Origin of the sequence: Vibrio sp. 1S139, from assembly GCF_041439475.1 — a bacterium.
In the GTDB taxonomy this organism is placed as follows: domain Bacteria; phylum Pseudomonadota; class Gammaproteobacteria; order Enterobacterales; family Vibrionaceae; genus Vibrio; species Vibrio crassostreae_C.
Genome location: NZ_JBGOOD010000002.1, coordinates 1 through 15,927, shown reverse-complemented (window position 1 = coordinate 15,927; position 15,927 = coordinate 1). Strand labels below are relative to the sequence as shown.

15 protein-coding genes are annotated in these 15,927 nt (G+C 43.5%); 7 read left to right on the top strand and 8 right to left on the bottom strand.

The annotated features are described in order from the left end of the window. Window positions 1–105: 105 nt before the first annotated feature. The 3 genes from ACED46_RS00905 to ACED46_RS00895 all read right to left on the bottom strand — a co-directional run bounded on the left by ACED46_RS00905 (window position 106) and on the right by ACED46_RS00895 (window position 2,157). Entirely contained in the window at window positions 106–786 is a 681-nt protein-coding gene (locus ACED46_RS00905) for a ChrR family anti-sigma-E factor (protein WP_017060966.1), read from the bottom strand. Then, entirely contained in the window at window positions 779–1,426 is a 648-nt protein-coding gene (locus tag ACED46_RS00900) for a sigma-70 family RNA polymerase sigma factor (RefSeq protein ID WP_017060967.1), read from the bottom strand. The genes ACED46_RS00905 and ACED46_RS00900 overlap by 8 nt, the downstream gene beginning before the upstream one ends. Window positions 1,427–1,536: 110 nt before the next feature. Then, window positions 1,537–2,157 (bottom strand): LON peptidase substrate-binding domain-containing protein, encoded by a 621-nt coding sequence (locus ACED46_RS00895; RefSeq protein WP_017065084.1) that lies wholly within the window; start codon window positions 2,155–2,157, stop codon window positions 1,537–1,539. 252 nt (window positions 2,158–2,409) lie between these two features. On the opposite strand from ACED46_RS00895, the gene ACED46_RS00890 reads away from it, so the two are divergent. Next, window positions 2,410–2,796 carry a tautomerase family protein gene (locus ACED46_RS00890; RefSeq protein WP_017060969.1) on the top strand — a complete coding sequence of 129 codons (387 nt, stop codon included), beginning with the start codon at window positions 2,410–2,412 and terminating at the stop codon, window positions 2,794–2,796. Window positions 2,797–2,951: 155 nt separating this feature from the next. Here the strand turns inward: ACED46_RS00890 and ACED46_RS00885 are convergent, their stop codons facing one another. Further along, window positions 2,952–3,749, bottom strand: a complete 798-nt coding sequence (locus ACED46_RS00885) for a DUF4344 domain-containing metallopeptidase (RefSeq protein ID WP_371720738.1) — start codon at window positions 3,747–3,749, stop codon at window positions 2,952–2,954. A gap of 326 nt (window positions 3,750–4,075) precedes the next feature. Here ACED46_RS00885 and ACED46_RS00880 point away from each other — a divergent pair, with 326 nt between their 5' ends. Together ACED46_RS00880 and gltS are read left to right on the top strand one after the other, a co-directional pair. Continuing rightward, window positions 4,076–4,432, top strand: coding sequence for a YibL family ribosome-associated protein (locus tag ACED46_RS00880; RefSeq protein ID WP_017060971.1), 357 nt, complete (start codon window positions 4,076–4,078; stop codon window positions 4,430–4,432). A gap of 316 nt (window positions 4,433–4,748) precedes the next feature. Continuing rightward, entirely contained in the window at window positions 4,749–5,975 is a 1,227-nt protein-coding gene (gene gltS / locus ACED46_RS00875) for a sodium/glutamate symporter (RefSeq protein ID WP_371720737.1), read from the top strand. Window positions 5,976–6,412: 437 nt separating this feature from the next. Here the strand turns inward: gltS and ACED46_RS00870 are convergent, their stop codons facing one another. Both ACED46_RS00870 and ACED46_RS00865 read right to left on the bottom strand, forming a co-directional pair. Further along, window positions 6,413–7,069, bottom strand: coding sequence for an NAD(P)H-dependent oxidoreductase (locus ACED46_RS00870; RefSeq protein ID WP_017061511.1), 657 nt, complete (start codon window positions 7,067–7,069; stop codon window positions 6,413–6,415). Between the two features lie 291 nt (window positions 7,070–7,360). Then, window positions 7,361–8,227 (bottom strand): hypothetical protein, encoded by an 867-nt coding sequence (locus ACED46_RS00865; RefSeq protein WP_017070219.1) that lies wholly within the window; start codon window positions 8,225–8,227, stop codon window positions 7,361–7,363. Window positions 8,228–8,798: 571 nt separating this feature from the next. Here ACED46_RS00865 and ACED46_RS00860 point away from each other — a divergent pair. From ACED46_RS00860 to ACED46_RS00850, 3 genes are all read left to right on the top strand, one after another. Beyond that, window positions 8,799–10,691, top strand: a complete 1,893-nt coding sequence (locus ACED46_RS00860; RefSeq protein WP_017072359.1) for a PTS mannitol transporter subunit IICBA — start codon at window positions 8,799–8,801, stop codon at window positions 10,689–10,691. A gap of 183 nt (window positions 10,692–10,874) precedes the next feature. Beyond that, window positions 10,875–12,023, top strand: coding sequence for a mannitol-1-phosphate 5-dehydrogenase (locus ACED46_RS00855; protein ID WP_371720736.1), 1,149 nt, complete (start codon window positions 10,875–10,877; stop codon window positions 12,021–12,023). Between the two features lie 50 nt (window positions 12,024–12,073). Next, complete coding sequence (locus ACED46_RS00850; RefSeq protein ID WP_198592367.1) at window positions 12,074–12,610, top strand: MltR family transcriptional regulator; 537 nt, start codon at window positions 12,074–12,076, stop codon at window positions 12,608–12,610. 261 nt (window positions 12,611–12,871) lie between these two features. Here the strand turns inward: ACED46_RS00850 and nagB are convergent, their stop codons facing one another. Both nagB and ACED46_RS00840 read right to left on the bottom strand, forming a co-directional pair. Beyond that, complete coding sequence (gene nagB, locus ACED46_RS00845; RefSeq protein WP_017057618.1) at window positions 12,872–13,672, bottom strand: glucosamine-6-phosphate deaminase; 801 nt, start codon at window positions 13,670–13,672, stop codon at window positions 12,872–12,874. A gap of 606 nt (window positions 13,673–14,278) precedes the next feature. Beyond that, on the bottom strand, window positions 14,279–14,632 hold the full coding sequence (locus ACED46_RS00840) for a DUF413 domain-containing protein (protein WP_017061517.1): 354 nt from the start codon (window positions 14,630–14,632) through the stop codon (window positions 14,279–14,281). 154 nt (window positions 14,633–14,786) lie between these two features. Between ACED46_RS00840 and ACED46_RS00835 the strand changes: the two genes are divergently transcribed. Continuing rightward, window positions 14,787–15,677 (top strand): LysR family transcriptional regulator, encoded by an 891-nt coding sequence (locus ACED46_RS00835; protein ID WP_017061518.1) that lies wholly within the window; start codon window positions 14,787–14,789, stop codon window positions 15,675–15,677. Window positions 15,678–15,927 lie beyond the last annotated feature (250 nt).

Genomic DNA, 15,927 nt, shown 5'->3' with positions numbered 1-15,927 from the left:
CTGGGTGTGTTTTTACTTTGACACCGTAGTTGTTTTTATTCAGATGTATTGACGATATACAGGATAGCTTTATGCCATCCTGTATATATATAGCCTGCAACTGGGTTAATAGATATATTTTCCAAGTGGATTGAATAGTTGGCTCACACCTTTTGTGAAGTAAAGCGCATCACTTGAAACGGTTAAACAGACACAACCTTCTTTTGTTGCCGGTTGATGAGTGTGATTGCCATCCAACCAGATGAAGTCACCTTTGTTGTAAACGCCCATTTCGTCTTCGAAACTGCCCTCTAGAAGAAGCGTGATCTCGAAGCCTTTGTGGGTGTGGCAAGGCACTTGTCCATCTTTGTCGATGTGCAACAAGCTGGTGTGGTGTGCTTCGTCAGCAAAATCGAGTCTTGCTCGTGAAATTTTGCCTAGGTTCATCCAGTCCTTTCTCGCTACTGAGTTTAGAGCGCGAGGGATTGTGAATGTCGTGTCAGCAACAGTTACTTTCTGAACCTCTGGAGTCACTTCAACAGACTGAGAAGTATCAGCTGTGATTTGCTCTATCGCGTCAAAATCAAAGTCCATGTCGTCCATTGAGAAGCTGTCTAGATCTTCATTTGAGAATACAGGCTCTGCGTCAAAAGCATTATTCGCTGCTACAGCTGTAAGCTGCTTGACTTGTTGTTGGCAGTGTTCACACAGCTCTACATGGCTAGAAACAATCAAAGAAACTGAATCAGCCAACGTGCCATCGACGAAGTCTTTCAAGATTGCCGCGTTTGGGTGATGTTTAATCATGGTCTTGTTCCCCCATGTGAACTTTTAATTTGGCTAAAGCGAGTCTCAGACGTGATTTCACTGTTCCAAGTGGGACGCCAAGTTGCTGAGCGAGTTGCTCTTGAGAGAGCTCTTGAAAGTAAACGCCTTTGACGATGGTTTTCTGAGCGAGAGGCAACTTTTCTATTTGAGTCATTACGTGTCGGCTCATCAAATGGTCACCGAATGGCAAATCTTCGCTTTGAGACTCGGCTACCATCGCATCGATTGGCCAGATATCGTCGGCTATCGTTTGTTCGGCTTTCGCTTTCACTTTGCGCAACATGTCGAATGCTGCATTACGCATTACCGTGTAGACCCAAGTGGTCGCAGCGCCTTTATCTACATTGTAGAGATGTGCTTTCTTCCAAACATTAGTCATCGTGTCTTGAACTAGCTCGTTTGCAGCAGCTTCGCCACCCAACTTACTGATACCAAAACGCTTGATCTTAGGAGCGAAGAACTTGAACAAACAGGTGAACGCCTGCTTGTCTCGGTCTGTACCAACCAACACCAGCCAGCTCGAGAGCTCTGTCGGTACTTTGTTGTCTGTAGGTACTTTGTTATCGGGAATAATGACATGCTCCTTGCCGTTCCCTGAACTTCTGCTTTCCACTTGCATAGTAACTAACCATCATGCGAATTTGATGGGCACTACGTGAAAGGAGAAAGTCGGGATCACTTTAATTTAAATTAATTTCTACTATACAAAATTATAGTGAAGAAAAGTGCTTATTGCCCCGTAATGATTTGATTCAAAAAAGGAACTAGAGACGGAAAACTGGCTGGCTCAGTAAATTCTGTTTTCTTTTCCAGTGGGATAGGCATCATTTCGAGCAATCGCGCACAGATCCATTGTGGGCTCTCAAAATCAGGAGTGGGATAGAGTGTTCTTATCGAATCGTGGTCGCGAAACAACTGAACCAAAAAAGCGGTAAACACGTTAGGCACTTTATATTCATCGGTAGGCCAGTGAGGCAACAAGCTGAACTTACTTTTAATCAGGTCATCATCGTCTCGAAACGACCCATGCAATTGCACCAACTTTTCGCCTTCGACATCAATTTCTAATATCTGGTCGTCCGACATATTGAAGTCGACGATGGTCACCTTTGTTCCCCAAGAGCTGAGATGATCAGAGTTAGATTTGTCTTGAGTGGCGATAATGAAACCATCGCCCTGCGCTGCGTGAGCGACCATCGCGAGATACTTTGGCTCAAAAATGCGCAGTCTTTGTCTGCCTCCCGGTAAAAGGAAGATGGGGAGGGGAAACACAGCGAGCTCCAGAGAAGACTCTACGGGTGTTTCTGGTTCGGCGTCTGTCCGCGTGGTCTTCCTAGGTGAATTCGGCACATAGTACTCCTTAGTTCAGATGTGATTCGAGAAGATATACGCGGGGAGGGTGGTGTTCGATCAATTCGCTTCGGCTTATGTTCGCAAAGGGATAGATATTTTGTTGCACCTGTTCATAAATTCATTGTTTTTACCTTTTCTCATACGCGTCATTAGGTAATATATGAACAAATAGTAAGCGAATGGGTAGTTGCCAGACGATGCTTCTATCTGACGTTCTTCTATACCTAACATCGCATCAAAGGAATGGTCATGATTGTTATTTATGGTATCAAAGAGTGCTTAAATCCAATTAAGTTGCAGCTCTCTAATGTGTTGCAGCAGTGCTTGAACAGTGAAATGGGTTTACCCGATGACAAGCGAGCACATCGGTTTGTGCCATTGGAACGAGATGACTTCTTTTACCCGGAAGGAAGAACAGAAGCCTATACCGTCATTGAGATAAATATGATGGAAGGTCGAGCGGTAAACACCAAAAAGCGTCTAATCAAGAAGATCTTTTCTGAGATTGAAAAGCAGCTCTCTATCTCTCCGATTGATATTGAAATCACCATTAAAGAGCAGCCTTCACATTGTTGGGGTTTTCGAGGGATGACCGGCGATGAAGCTCAAGATCTGAAGTACAAAGTGAACGTCTAGGGTTTAAGCTCTTAACTCTTAACTCTTAACTCTTAACTCTTAACTCTTAACTCTTAACTCTTAACACGTAAGACTTAAGCCAATCTATCGAGTGACGGCTTTGGAATTTGATGCCAAAGCCGTTTTCCTAGTTCTCGACACTAACCTTTAAGCATCTAAGCATCGTCACTCTTTTTTAAATACTGATGCCAATTTTCATTGATCACGTCAAAGTGCTCAACGCAGAACTCTTTTCTGTCTTTCAAATAGTCGTTTTCCACTTCATCGAGCAAGTTCTTATAGGCATCGGGATCGCTGCCATACACCAAGCATAACGTGGAGAAGTAACGCTGCAGGTCGAAACTGTGCTCGTCGATGTATTCCCCCAAGTCGTAATACTCTGGGCGGTCTTCTGACTCGAAAGCGAACATGTCTGCAGCGCTGATAGCAGCGTCGGCCCCATGCTCTACGTAGTTAAGCAGTAGCACGGTTGCTAGGTTATCAACCGCATCTTCTTCTTTACCCAATATGGCAATGTTCTGATCTTCGATATACGCATGCCCAGTCTCGTGTAGCAGGGTGTGCAGCAAGGTATCAATAGCGCCGGTTTGCGCAGATTTCCCATACTCTTTTTCGTATTGGTTCTTCTCAAAGTAATTGAGTGACTCAGCGTAAAAACTGTAAGGGATCAGTACTTGATGGGTTTGTGGATCGTAGAGTGGTCCTTCTTCCCCGCCATATTGAATGGTTAATGGCTTCTCAAACATGAAGAGTTGGTTTGATAGGTCGACCACGGTGTCATTAACGCCACTGCTTTGAATCTCTCGTTTGAGCTGCTCTTCTTCGGTATTTTGCGGTGTAGAGTACTCGACGATTAGGTTACTTTGGGTGGCTTGTTCACTAGATGTATAAGTTGTGGCAAACATTGCACTCAGGGCTAGGCTGCAGGTCAATGTTCGTTTCAATAATGTCATCGGCTATCCTTGTGATTACGTTGCGATTCAGAGTCGTGCTGGGGGTAACAACTCCAAGCTGTGTACCCTGATTTAGTTATTGCGTTAGAGTATAAGTTTAGACGGAATTTTGATGCATCGAGGACTGCAATTTTTGAAGTAGGCGCTATCCTATCAATGAATAATCCGCTTAGAGATTCGCCACAAAGAATAAGCAAGCTGAATGAGCGGTGTCGATGTGATTCGTTTCTATTGGTAATTAACAGATAAATTTCGGTTCAACACAACCCTTGTGCTATACTCCGCGCCCCAATCCGAATTGGCTTGTTTAATCTTAGGAAATTATTATGAGTGTTAAAAACGAACTTCAACAAATTAACAACCGTCTAGACAAGTGTCGCCACAAGTTAGATGCTGCTAAAACTCGTAATGATCGTCCTGTTGTTCGTCAGTTCGAGGAAGAGATTAAGAAGCTAACTAAGAAAATTGCCCAGCTTAAACACAAAGAAAGCTATGATGTGAACCAAGAGCGTAAGTCTCTGGTTGATATGCCATTTAGCCGTGAGATCACTAAGGCTGAGCAAGCGGATATGGGTAAACTTAAAAAGTCTGTTAAAGGACTCGTAATTGTTCACCCGATGACGAAGATCGGTAAAGAACTTCGCATTGAGGTTATGACTGGTTACGCACCGAAAAAATTCTAATTACCAGCGATGGTGATGAAAGAGGAGCTAGAAATAGCTCCTTTTTGCTTTTTTAGGTATTAAGAAAGCAGAGTCAGCGGCATAGATACTCACGCCGTTTTCAACTTTTAGGAGGTGATTGTTGTCACAAATCCTTTTATCTCCTATAAAAGTTAACGTGCTACTAACATGGTACTAAGCGATCGCAGTAATGTGTTCGCTTTTCGAATCCACACTTTCTCTCCAGTTTGTATAAATATAGGTAGAGCAGCACAAATAATTACAGATAAAACTAGACTCATTAGGGAAGATGAGAACGTAAAAAAATAGAGGTTATATGAATCAATTAATTTCAATTGGACCACTAGAATCCTTCCTAATCGCGATTAGTGTTTTGTTTCTAGGTCATTTCGTCAATGCAAAGCTTCCGATTCTCAAAAAGTACAACATTCCAGAGCCCATTGTCGGCGGCTTGATTGTCGCTTTTGCTATTACAGCCCTGCACTTTAACGGCCTTGATCTTGAGTTTTCCTTGCCCCTGCAGAACACGTTTATGTTGATGTTCTTTGCAACGGTCGGTCTTGCGGCGAACTACACGCAGCTGATAAAAGGTGGTGCTAAGGTATTCCTATTCTTAGGGGTAGCGTCGGTTTACATCATTATCCAAAACGGTGTAGGCGTAACCTTAGCTACGGCACTAGGCCTTGAACCCTTGATGGGTTTGATTGCTGGCTCTATCACCCTTTCGGGCGGTCACGGCACAGGCGCGGCTTGGTCTCAAACTCTTGCAGACACGTTTGGCATTGCAAATACGCTAGAAATCGCGATGGCTTCAGCGACCTTTGGTTTGATCATCGGTGGTATTATCGGTAGCCCAGTGGCGCAAAAGCTGATTGATAAAAACCAGCTTGAATCTGAGTACGGCACTGGCACGCAAACACATGAACGCTTCCCTGAACTTGTTACTTACAACGAGTATGAAGAAGACAAAGTGACGGCGAAGAAGGTGATTGAAGTGTTGTTCATCCTTCTTATCTGTATCACGGGTGCGAAGTACCTAGAGCAGTGGGTGGCGACTTTTGAAATTTCTTGGTTGATGATTCCTGACTTCGTTTACGCGTTGTTTATCGGTGTGTTCATCACTAACGTGTTTGAAGTGACTAAGCTGCATAAGACTGACAGCGAAACGGTCGATATTCTTGGTACGGTGTCATTGTCACTGTTCCTAGCAATGGCGCTAATGAGCCTTAAGCTTTGGAACATATTTGACCTTGCGATTCCGTTCTTGGTTATCCTGGCGGTTCAGGCGGTTGTGTTAGGTATCTTCTCTTACTTTGTGACGTTCAAAGTAATGGGTTCTAACTACGACGCAGCGGTTATGGCAGGTGGTCACTGTGGTTTCGGCCTAGGTGCAACACCAACAGCGGTAATGAACATGGGCTCTTTGGTGAACCGTTTTGGTCCTTCACCACAGGCGTTCATGGTGGTGCCAATTGTTGGTGCCTTCTTTATCGATATCGTTAACCTGATTATCCTTCAGGGTTACATCTCGTTTATCGGTTAATGTTCGCCTTTACTTAAACGCAATGTGCTTATCGCACTAAGATGAATACAAGAAAGCCAGTCTGTTGACTGGCTTTTTTTGTTCTTGTTTATCGAGGTTTTCTTGCCTGATACCCCTGCGGTTAGGGCTCTGTCACATCAATAACTAGGGCGTGTTGATCTTTCGAGCTGATTTTTGCAGTGAGTTGCTGGGTATTTATACAAGGCAGAGGCATCGATGTGTAGCTAGCCTACATGAGAAGCCGATAACGCAGTAGAAATGACCAGCAAACGCTGCCCGAAGGGTTCGAGCTGGGCGCCCCCGCAAAAAGCGTTTTACTCTTTGTTGAGGGAGGTTTGCTTAGAATGACTAGGCTACTTCTCCCTCACCGCGATTAAAACGCTTTTGACTAGGCGTCCCCATCCGAACAAAATTTAACCACGAAAGGTCAACACGCCCTAAAGTGTTGTAACGACTTCATCAAGAGCTAGGCGCGCTTTTGGTTTGCCGTAGTTGTAGTCTTCGCCGTCTTTGTGGTAGCCGATAGCTAGCGCTACATCAACAACGTGACCTTCTAGTTCGTCAGCAAACTCTTCGCTGATCATAGCTGCATCTACACCTTCCATAGGTGTTGAAGCGATACCTAGACGAGCTAGTGTGTGCAGTGTGTTACCTAGTGCGATGTAAACTTGAGACTTAGTCCAGTTACCGTTGAAACCTGTTTCGTCTGTGTTCATTTCTGCGAATGCGTAAGCACCTAAGAATTGCTCGTACATTTCAGCTGGTAAGTGACCAGAGCTTACTTCTGTATCAGCACGCTTCGCGAATTTCTCTTTAGTGTACTTAGGATCGTGAGCAAACAGGATCGTGTGTGACGCTTCTTTCGCATGTGGTTGGTTAAACTGGAACATGTTTTCGAAAGTATTGTGGAAGCGTTGTTTTGCTGCGTCACTCTCAATGATGATGAATTTCCAAGGCTGAGAGTTGATAGAAGAAGCTGACAAGCGAAGTGCTTCTTTGATTACTTCCATGTCTTCCGCAGAGATGCGTTTTTCTGCATCGTATTTTTTAGCTGTGTAACGAGTGTTTAGATCAGTAATGATTGGATGAGTCATGTTGAATCCTAATATCTATCAATAATAAATGTTGTAGGGTTTTATGTTCAGTTACGTCAACAATAAACGGATAACCAATTTAAACGAATCTCAATAGATTGAACGTCTAAATAGTTATCGAACATGCCCCAATAAATCGAGTATCTGCGGTAGCTCAAGTCGATGGGTGTAAGATAATAGAAGAATGACTCGGGAAAAATAGCGAACATATCAAATCACTATGGTTAATAATGTCCATAATGATTCAATAAGTGTGATCTTAATGGAGGTGGAATCTCTAGATTCAGTAGCTTAGTACGCTTTGATACCATATTGGCGCAATAATGGCGGAAGTACGCTGTCTAGGTTGGGGATATCTTCTGGCGTGATTTCGATTAAACCAAAACCATGCTCTTCATAGATTTTTCTCGTAGCTTCACGTTTATTTTCGGCGATTGGCGCAGAATCAGTTCCCCAGAACTGGATGTATACTTTGCCACTTGGTAGATAAAAATCGCTGATCACTTCTTTTGATATCGGAAGCGGACGCTCGTACGCATGGACCACTCCTGCCATATAAAGCCAGTTATCAATGATCAGCTCTCCCTTTGATCGAACATAATGCCCGTCTAAGCTTCGGTGCTTCGCCTCAAATTTCTGACGAAAACTGGAGAATGACACATCGGTCGAGTGGCTTTCAGCATCATGCCCTAGGAATTCAACAACAGACTGCTTTAAACGTTTATTGCGAACCAATGAGTCGTGCCATACCACGAATAAGTTTTGAGTCGCTTTGTCTTCTCTTTGTTCACCTCCGGCTTTTAAGCCTGTAGAGGTGACATGCCAACCGTCTTCTTCTTTTGTTATCCAACCAAGCTCGTTGAGCAGTAAGTTGATTTTCTTTGCGCTGAGTTGAAAGGCACTGCCAAGCTGGGTGGCGGTGAGTGTTTTTCCTGAGAATGAGTCCAAATCGATAAGCAGTTTCTCTGGCCAGACAATAAAGACACCAAACTTCTTGTGTTCGACATATTCCCCACCAAAGCTTTCTCCCCGTTCTGTGAGAATCCAACGCTCTTGTGAACGCACTATATAGCCCGCTGTTTTTAGATCGCTAAATAAAGCTTTAGCTTCTATGCCTTTTTGTTTAGCGAGTGCGGATGTGGAAATTTTGTCTGACATAGTCTTTTCTCAAATAGCGGAGTGATCAGCTGATGGGTGTTGGATATATATATGATGCGATAGCGTTGGTAAATACCATATCACATCTATCAATGCTAACTGCAGTTCAGTGGTCTATGTTTTTAGTAGAGCGTTAGGTCTCGTTTTGTATGTTTAGCAAAATGTAGCTCAACCTGTAATTAAATTACATGTATCGCGATTTTGCTCATCTGGGTGCATATTTTATATACGTGACACGATGTTCTTTTAGACGGTTTATATAGATTTTAGATGCTATATTTTATTAAATGTGACTTTAATCACTATTTATTTTTAAGTATTACAAAATAAAATGTGATCTAGATCGTGTGTTGATGATATCTATTCTCATTAATTTGGCTTTGTAATTTAAATTCATGGTGTTTTTGTGATCTAAGGTGTGCTTGTTAACCCGAAAATGTTTTTCGTGTGTGATGGCTATCACGAAAGTTGGGCTAAGGTGCATTTTGGAAATGTTGTGATACATTTTAATCGACTTTTGAGTACACACTTTCGGTCATTTGACCAACCAATACATTACGGGGTTCTACCTATGTTATCACCAGAAGCAAAGATTAAGGTTCAAAACTTTGGTCGTTTCTTATCCAATATGGTAATGCCAAACATCGGCGCATTTATTGCGTGGGGTTTCATTACTGCACTATTCATCCCAACCGGTTGGTGGCCTAACGAAACGTTAGCATCAATGGTTGGCCCTATGATTACATACCTACTGCCACTATTGATTGGTTACACCGGTGGTAAAATGGTTGGTGGTGACCGCGGTGCGGTAGTAGGTGCCATCACGACAATGGGTGTTATCGTTGGTACTGATATCCCAATGTTCATGGGTGCAATGATTGTAGGTCCACTAGGTGGTATCGCAATTAAGAAATTCGATGAAGCTGTTCACGGTAAAGTGAAGAGTGGTTTCGAAATGCTAGTGAACAACTTCTCTGCGGGTATCATCGGCATGATCTGTGCGATCATCGCGTTCATCGTGATTGGTCCTGCGGTTAAGATTCTGTCTGGCGGACTTGCGGCTGGCGTAAACGCAATGGTAGAAGCGGGTGCACTACCTCTAGCATCTATTTTTGTTGAACCTGCGAAAATTCTATTCCTAAATAACGCAATCAACCACGGTATCTTCTCTCCACTAGGTATCCAGCAATCTGAAGAGATGGGTCGCTCTATCTTCTTCCTAATCGAAGCAAACCCAGGTCCTGGTTTTGGTCTTCTACTTGCTTACATGGTGTTTGGTAAAGGTAGCGCGAAGCAATCTGCTGCTGGTGCATCTATCATCCACTTCCTAGGTGGTATCCACGAAATTTACTTCCCTTACGTTCTAATGAACCCACGTCTAATTCTTGCGGTAATCGCAGGTGGTATGGCGGGTGTATTCACTAACGTAATGTTCGATTCTGGCCTTATCTCTCCAGCATCACCAGGCTCTATCTTCGCAATCTTACTGATGACGCCAAAAGGCTCTTACATCGGTGTTGTATTGTCAGTTATCGCAGCAACAGCAGTATCTTTCTTAGTGGCTTCAATTCTGCTTAAAACTTCAGCTCAAGATGACGACGAAGACTCTCTAGAAAAAGCTTCTGCACAAATGAAAGACATGAAAGCGTCTTCTAAAGGTGCAGCAGCAGAAGCAAACGTAAACCTAGCGGATGTAAAAGCAGTTTATGTAGCGTGTGATGCGGGTATGGGTTCAAGTGCAATGGGTGCAGGTCTACTACGTAAGAAAGTAGCAACAGCTGGCCTAGACATTGAAGTAACCAACTACGCAATCAACAACCTACCGGCTGATTCGCAAATCGTTATTACGCATAAAGACCTAACAGACCGTGCTCGTAGCACTGTGCCAGGTGCGATGCATATGTCTCTAAGCAACTTCCTAGACGGCGGCGTATACGACCAACTAGTTGCCGAGCTTGTCGATGCTCAAAGTGGTGAAGCGAAAGTAGAAGCTCCGGCTCCTGCAGCAGCTCCAGCGCAAGAAGGCAACAAGCTTGCACTCACTGACGACAGCATCTTCCTTGGCCTTAAAGCGACTCAAAAAGAAGACGCAATCAAGTTTGCTGGCGAACAATTAGTAAAACTTGGCAACGTATCACCAGAATACGTAGATGGCATGTTTGCTCGTGAAGAGCTTGTGTCTACTTACCTAGGTGAGTCTATCGCAGTACCACACGGCACAATCGAAGCGAAACAGTACGTACAAAAAACCGGCATCGTTTTCTGTCAGTACCCTGAAGGTATTCAGTGGGGCGAAGATGAAGATGATATCGCGAAGATGGTTATCGGTATTGCCGCACAAGGCGATGAGCACAACATGGTGCTGATGGCTATTACCAATTCACTCGATGATGAAGAAGCTGTGGAATGCCTACAGAACACAACAAACCCTGCTGATGTTCTACGTATTCTCAACGGAAACTAAAAAGCTCTAGTCAAGCTCCTGAGTGAAGGAGGCCGGTATCCCCCTACTGGCCTCATTTTCGGTCTTAATCTTTCTAACAAGATTCAGTCTGAATAGCTTACAGCTTAATGCCTAGGGCACATCGTCAAGGCATGTTGTTGAGCAGTTAGCTATCTAGATTCAAATATTTATAAGGTCAAAATTATGAAAGCGTTACATTTTGGTGCAGGTAATATCGGTCGTGGTTTCATTGGTAAGCTTCTTTCTGATGCTGGTATGAAGGTTACGTTTGCTGACGTAAATGAAACGGTTGTAAATGCGTTAATTGAACGCCAAGAATACCCAGTTAAGATTGTTGGCGAAGAGTGTGTTGTCGAAGTTGTTAAGAACGTGACAGCAGTAAACTCAGCGACAAGCGCAGTAGTAGATTGCATTGCTGAGTCTGATCTTGTGACGACTGCAGTGGGCCCTACGGTTCTTAAAATCATCTCTAAGTCTATCGCTCAAGGCATTGAAAAGCGTGCAGCAGCAAACAACACTGCACCAATGAACATCATCGCGGCAGAGAACATGGTTCGCGGTACTAGCCAATTAAAAGCAGCCGTGTTAGAGCACCTTTCTGATGAAATGAAAGCGTTCACTGAAGAGCACATTGGCTTTGTTGATTCTGCGGTTGACCGTATTGTTCCACCGGCAGAAGCGGGCGAAACAGATCCTCTAGCGGTAACGGTTGAAACGTTCAGCGAGTGGATCGTAGATCAAACACAATTCAAAGGTGAGATTCCAAACATCCCAGGAATGGAATGCACTGATAACCTAATGGCTTTCGTAGAGCGTAAACTGTTCACGCTAAACACAGGTCACTTGGTAACGGCATACTTTGGTGTGCTTGCAGGTCATGAGACTATTAAAGACTCTATCGAAGATGACGTAATCCGCGCTGAAGTAACAGCGACGATGGAAGAGAGTGGTGCGGTTCTGATTAAGCGTTACGGCTTTGATCCAGAAGCACACGCTGCCTACATCCAAAAGATTCTAGGTCGTTTTGCTAACCCGTTCCTACGTGATGAAGTAGACCGCGTTGGTCGTCAGCCAATTCGTAAACTGAGCCCGCAAGACCGCCTAGTTAAGCCTCTAAACGGTACATTAGAGTACGGCCTACCGAATGCTCACCTAGTAAAAGCAATCGCTGCTGCGTTCCATTACAAGAACGAAGACGACCCACAAGCGGTTGAACTTCAAGCAATGTTCGCAGAAAAAGGCTTTGCTGAGACATTAGCGCATTATTCTGAGCTGAATAGTGACTCAGAAGTTGTTAAACTAGCGGAAGAAGCTTATCTAGCATTGAAATGATAAACCATCAAAGTGCCACACCAGTGGCACTTTCTTATTGTCGAGCCGTTATGCCAATACAAACAAGCCATGAAACTGAATTACTCGAAGCCCTTTCGGAAGCTGAGAGTGCTAGCGCCTGCCTAATGGCTGCTTATGATGCATTGGACGACACGGTAGATGCCGTATTAAAAAACATCTTTAAGAAAGACGACACTGCAATTAAGTTCGTTGTCGAGCCACTTCTCAACAGTGGTGGGCCGTTAGGCGAGATCATGATTCGTGCTAAGTTGCTACTCGGACTTGGCGTGATCAGTAAAGAACTCTACGACGATCTAGAGGTTTTCGTTACCTTGAAAGAGTGGGCGAAAATACAGGGTGAAGACACCAGCTTTACAGAAGTTGATGTGATATTTGAGCTCAACAAGGTGCACGCGATTCAGCGTATTATGCCTATCGAATATGACGCGGAGATGGTGGAAACGATGTCTGGCCCAATGCTTGAAATGTTCTTGGGGCGACATAATCAAAAGGTGAAGTCGACGATCGTATTAGCTATCACTGACATTATCACTACCCTATGCCGAGATAACGCGCTGAGCTCTTAGCTCTAGTTTGCAGCTCTGCTTATCTTGTTTCACATCCTACATAACTTGTAGCTGTTCGTTCGTTTCAATACAAAGATTAAAATGATGGCGGTTTCTCTCGTTGGAGAAATCGCTTTGTTGTTTTTGTGCTTCTAAAAAATATCCGAAATATCTTCCCATTAAATACAAAAGCAGCAGGCACAAAAAAAGCCACATTCAGTGGCTTTTTCTATTCAAGACGCTCTCTTTATAAAAACGCCCTGCTATTCAAGACTATAGGAATTATAGGTCTTGGATGTTCTCAGCTTCTAGCTCTTGGAAGTAGCGTAGAGTCTTAACTTTTAGCTCTTGTTGAGCTGGCTCATCAGCAACGATGATAGCTTTACGGTGCATCTGTAGAGCTGTAACAGTCCACATGTGGTTTACAGAACCTTCGATAGCCATTTGAAGCGCTTGAGCTTTGTTGTGGCCTAGAGAAAGGATCATCACTTCTTCTGCATCTAGAAGAGTCGCAACACCGATAGTTAGTGCGTATTTAGGAACTTGGTTGATGTCGCCATCGAAGAAACGAGAGTTCGCGATACGAGTGTCTTCAGTCAACGTTTTGATACGAGTGCGTGAAGATAGAGAAGAACCTGGTTCGTTGAATGCGATGTGACCGTCGATGCCTACGCCGCCCATGAACAGGTTGATTTTGCCGTATGAACGGATTTTCTCTTCGTATGCTGCACAGTGAGCATCGATATCTTCAGCTTTGCCGTCTAGCAGGTTGATGTTTTCTGCTTGGATATCAACGTGGTTGAAGAAGTTCTCGTGCATGAATGTGCGGTAAGACTCTGGGTGGTTAGGGTCGATGCCAACGTACTCATCCATGTTGAATGTTACAACGTGCTTGAAGCTAACTTCGCCAGCTTTGTAAAGTTCAATTAGCTCAGCGTAAGTAGTTAGAGGTGTGCTACCAGTAGGAAGACCTAGTACAAATGGACGCTCAGCCGTTGGAGCGAACTTGTTGATTGAATCTGCGATATGACGAGCAGCCCATTTACCTACTTTAGCTTTGTTGCTTAATGGAATAAGTCTCATTGATTTTGCCCCTAGAAATAAAATTTTATAGTGTTCTGAAACATTAATTCGCATTATAAAATAAGTTATCCAGTTCCGCTATTGTTTTAGGTCAAGTTTTTGCTTTTTTCGTCGTAACTGTGACTGGAACTCTCAAAATTGCACAATTATTGTATGGATATTTGGTGGCGTTAAACAAGATTAATACGTTTGTCATATACAGCAATGTTGATCTAATTCAGCACCTGAAAGGGTTGGTGTGTTTCTATGCCTTGATACGATTATTGCAATAATGGCATCGCTCGAACCATTGACGAATTTTGGTGCATTAACGTGTTTCGAGTATAAACAAGCGTTGAGCGTATAGTTGAAACTAGAAAAATAATGATGGCAATGGAGCGCTATCGTGATAAAAGACAGGGGCAGGATGAAGAACGATGAATCTCAGTGGGATGAATACCCATAAGATTGAACGAGAGCTGTGTTTTAGTCACGCTATCGCTATGAATTGTATATAAATATTGGTAAAAATGGATAGGTTGGCTAAACTTACCAATTACAAAGAAGATGTGTGTTTGAAGGCAAAAAAAAGCCCAAAGTGATGAGGTATCACTTTGAGCGATTTTACTAATCTTCTAACACTAACTCACTTTCGTATTCTTCCCTAGATACGTCGCCGCGTTTGCAGCCGTTTAGGGTGTGAAAGCGACGGCGTCCACGAGCCAGTTGAATGTACTTCAACCAAACACGCTCTAACTTGGACTTTGCCTTATGAGGGTGAGACAACACTTTAATGAAGTGTTTTTCTTCTGCATTGATTGGTGCTAGTTCACCAGTTTCAAGTGCAAGCATAGTGTCACCAAACAAGGTTAGGATTTCCTCTTCTGAAAGAGTAAAATCACCCGACTTAGCGAACCCTCTCGGGAATTTAATGGTGTCATAAAAACGTTTTTTTCCGTGTCGGAATTCGGTCTCAGACATATCAGCCTCAGTAATGTGGTTAGATAGAAATTAGTGTTTATTGCTCACGCGAAAATATTGTTAAAAGGCTAAAATAGGAAACAAAATGTTTTTGCCTTTACGATAAACAATCCTAGACCGGCTAGTTAGCAGATTTATTACAGAGATGTATTTGATGGATGTGAAAGTATTTAGAACCTTTCTTGAGGTTGCAAGGGTGCGCCATTTTGGGCGTGCAGCTGAAAACTTGTATTTAACACAAGCGGCGGTGAGTGCGCGGATCAAACAGCTTGAAGGCTATTTTGATACTCAGCTCTTCATTCGTGACCGCAATAACATCAAACTCACATCTTCCGGTGAACGTTTGATTGGTTATGCCGAAGTGATGGTGTCCACCCTACAACAAGCCAAATTTGAGCTGTCGTTAGAGAGTGGTAAAGCCTTGCAGTTAACGCTGGGCGGCACGCCGAATATTTGGGATGCGTATCTGCAAAACTGTTTAAGTGTGGTAACCGACTCTTTTGGTGGTTACGGCTTTATGGCAGAGGTGATGGGGCGCGAGCAACTGAACCGTAATTTGTTAGAACGAACCTTAGATATGGCTTTCGCGTTCGATCAGATCAAAGCAGAAGAGCTGAACTGTAAAAAAGTCGCTGACTTGGTTTTGGTGTTGGTATCAACGCAGCAAGATGATCTGGAATCTGTATTTCAACATAAGTATGTTTATGTGGATTGGGGAACGCGCTTTGGTTCTGAACACGCAGAACGTCACCCTAAAGTGCCAGCACCGTACCTACGTACCTCTACAGCCCGTATCGCCCTCGATTTCATTTTAGAGAAAGGCGGCAGTGCGTATCTTCCGGTGTCTCTAGTCGAACCTTTTATCGATTCGGGTCAGCTGCACAAGGTGAAAGGGGTTGAAGACTGGTATCTCCCAATTTATCTGAGCTACCGTAAAAGCAGTACCTCGGTTGATGCGATCATGCAGGTTGAGAAGTTGGTTAATGAGATTGACCCATCGACGGCTTACACATTGCAGCAAGCCGCTGAACAAGCACCTGAGTAACGGCATTCGCGGTAAGCAGTGGCTTTGCTGATTAGATTCAATAAAAAATGGCTCCCAACTAATTGTATAGTTGGGAGCCATTTTTGTTTTAAACCAGAAATGTACTTCTTTTCGGAACTAGAGATCGTTTCTAATTCCATAAATATCGTTTAAGCCTGGTATGTGTAGCCTTTATTAAAAGCCCTATAGGTTCATTCATAGACAGAACCTTAAGCACTAAGCTCAGCGTAAATTCCGTCTAACGTAATGT

Excerpts from the sequence above, each read along its gene's own strand:
- ACED46_RS00905 (WP_017060966.1), bottom strand. The coding sequence starts at position 786 with ATGATTAAACATCACCCAAACGCGGCAATCTTGAAAGACTTCGTCGAT.
- ACED46_RS00900 (WP_017060967.1), bottom strand. The coding sequence starts at position 1,426 with ATGCAAGTGGAAAGCAGAAGTTCAGGGAACGGCAAGGAGCATGTCATT.
- ACED46_RS00890 (WP_017060969.1), top strand. The coding sequence starts at position 2,410 with ATGATTGTTATTTATGGTATCAAAGAGTGCTTAAATCCAATTAAGTTG.
- ACED46_RS00885 (WP_371720738.1), bottom strand. The coding sequence starts at position 3,749 with ATGACATTATTGAAACGAACATTGACCTGCAGCCTAGCCCTGAGTGCA.
- ACED46_RS00880 (WP_017060971.1), top strand. The coding sequence starts at position 4,076 with ATGAGTGTTAAAAACGAACTTCAACAAATTAACAACCGTCTAGACAAG.
- gltS (WP_371720737.1), top strand. The coding sequence starts at position 4,749 with ATGAATCAATTAATTTCAATTGGACCACTAGAATCCTTCCTAATCGCG.
- ACED46_RS00870 (WP_017061511.1), bottom strand. The coding sequence starts at position 7,069 with ATGACTCATCCAATCATTACTGATCTAAACACTCGTTACACAGCTAAA.
- ACED46_RS00865 (WP_017070219.1), bottom strand. The coding sequence starts at position 8,227 with ATGTCAGACAAAATTTCCACATCCGCACTCGCTAAACAAAAAGGCATA.
- ACED46_RS00860 (WP_017072359.1), top strand. The coding sequence starts at position 8,799 with ATGTTATCACCAGAAGCAAAGATTAAGGTTCAAAACTTTGGTCGTTTC.
- ACED46_RS00855 (WP_371720736.1), top strand. The coding sequence starts at position 10,875 with ATGAAAGCGTTACATTTTGGTGCAGGTAATATCGGTCGTGGTTTCATT.
- ACED46_RS00850 (WP_198592367.1), top strand. The coding sequence starts at position 12,074 with ATGCCAATACAAACAAGCCATGAAACTGAATTACTCGAAGCCCTTTCG.
- nagB (WP_017057618.1), bottom strand. The coding sequence starts at position 13,672 with ATGAGACTTATTCCATTAAGCAACAAAGCTAAAGTAGGTAAATGGGCT.
- ACED46_RS00840 (WP_017061517.1), bottom strand. The coding sequence starts at position 14,632 with ATGTCTGAGACCGAATTCCGACACGGAAAAAAACGTTTTTATGACACC.
- ACED46_RS00835 (WP_017061518.1), top strand. The coding sequence starts at position 14,787 with ATGGATGTGAAAGTATTTAGAACCTTTCTTGAGGTTGCAAGGGTGCGC.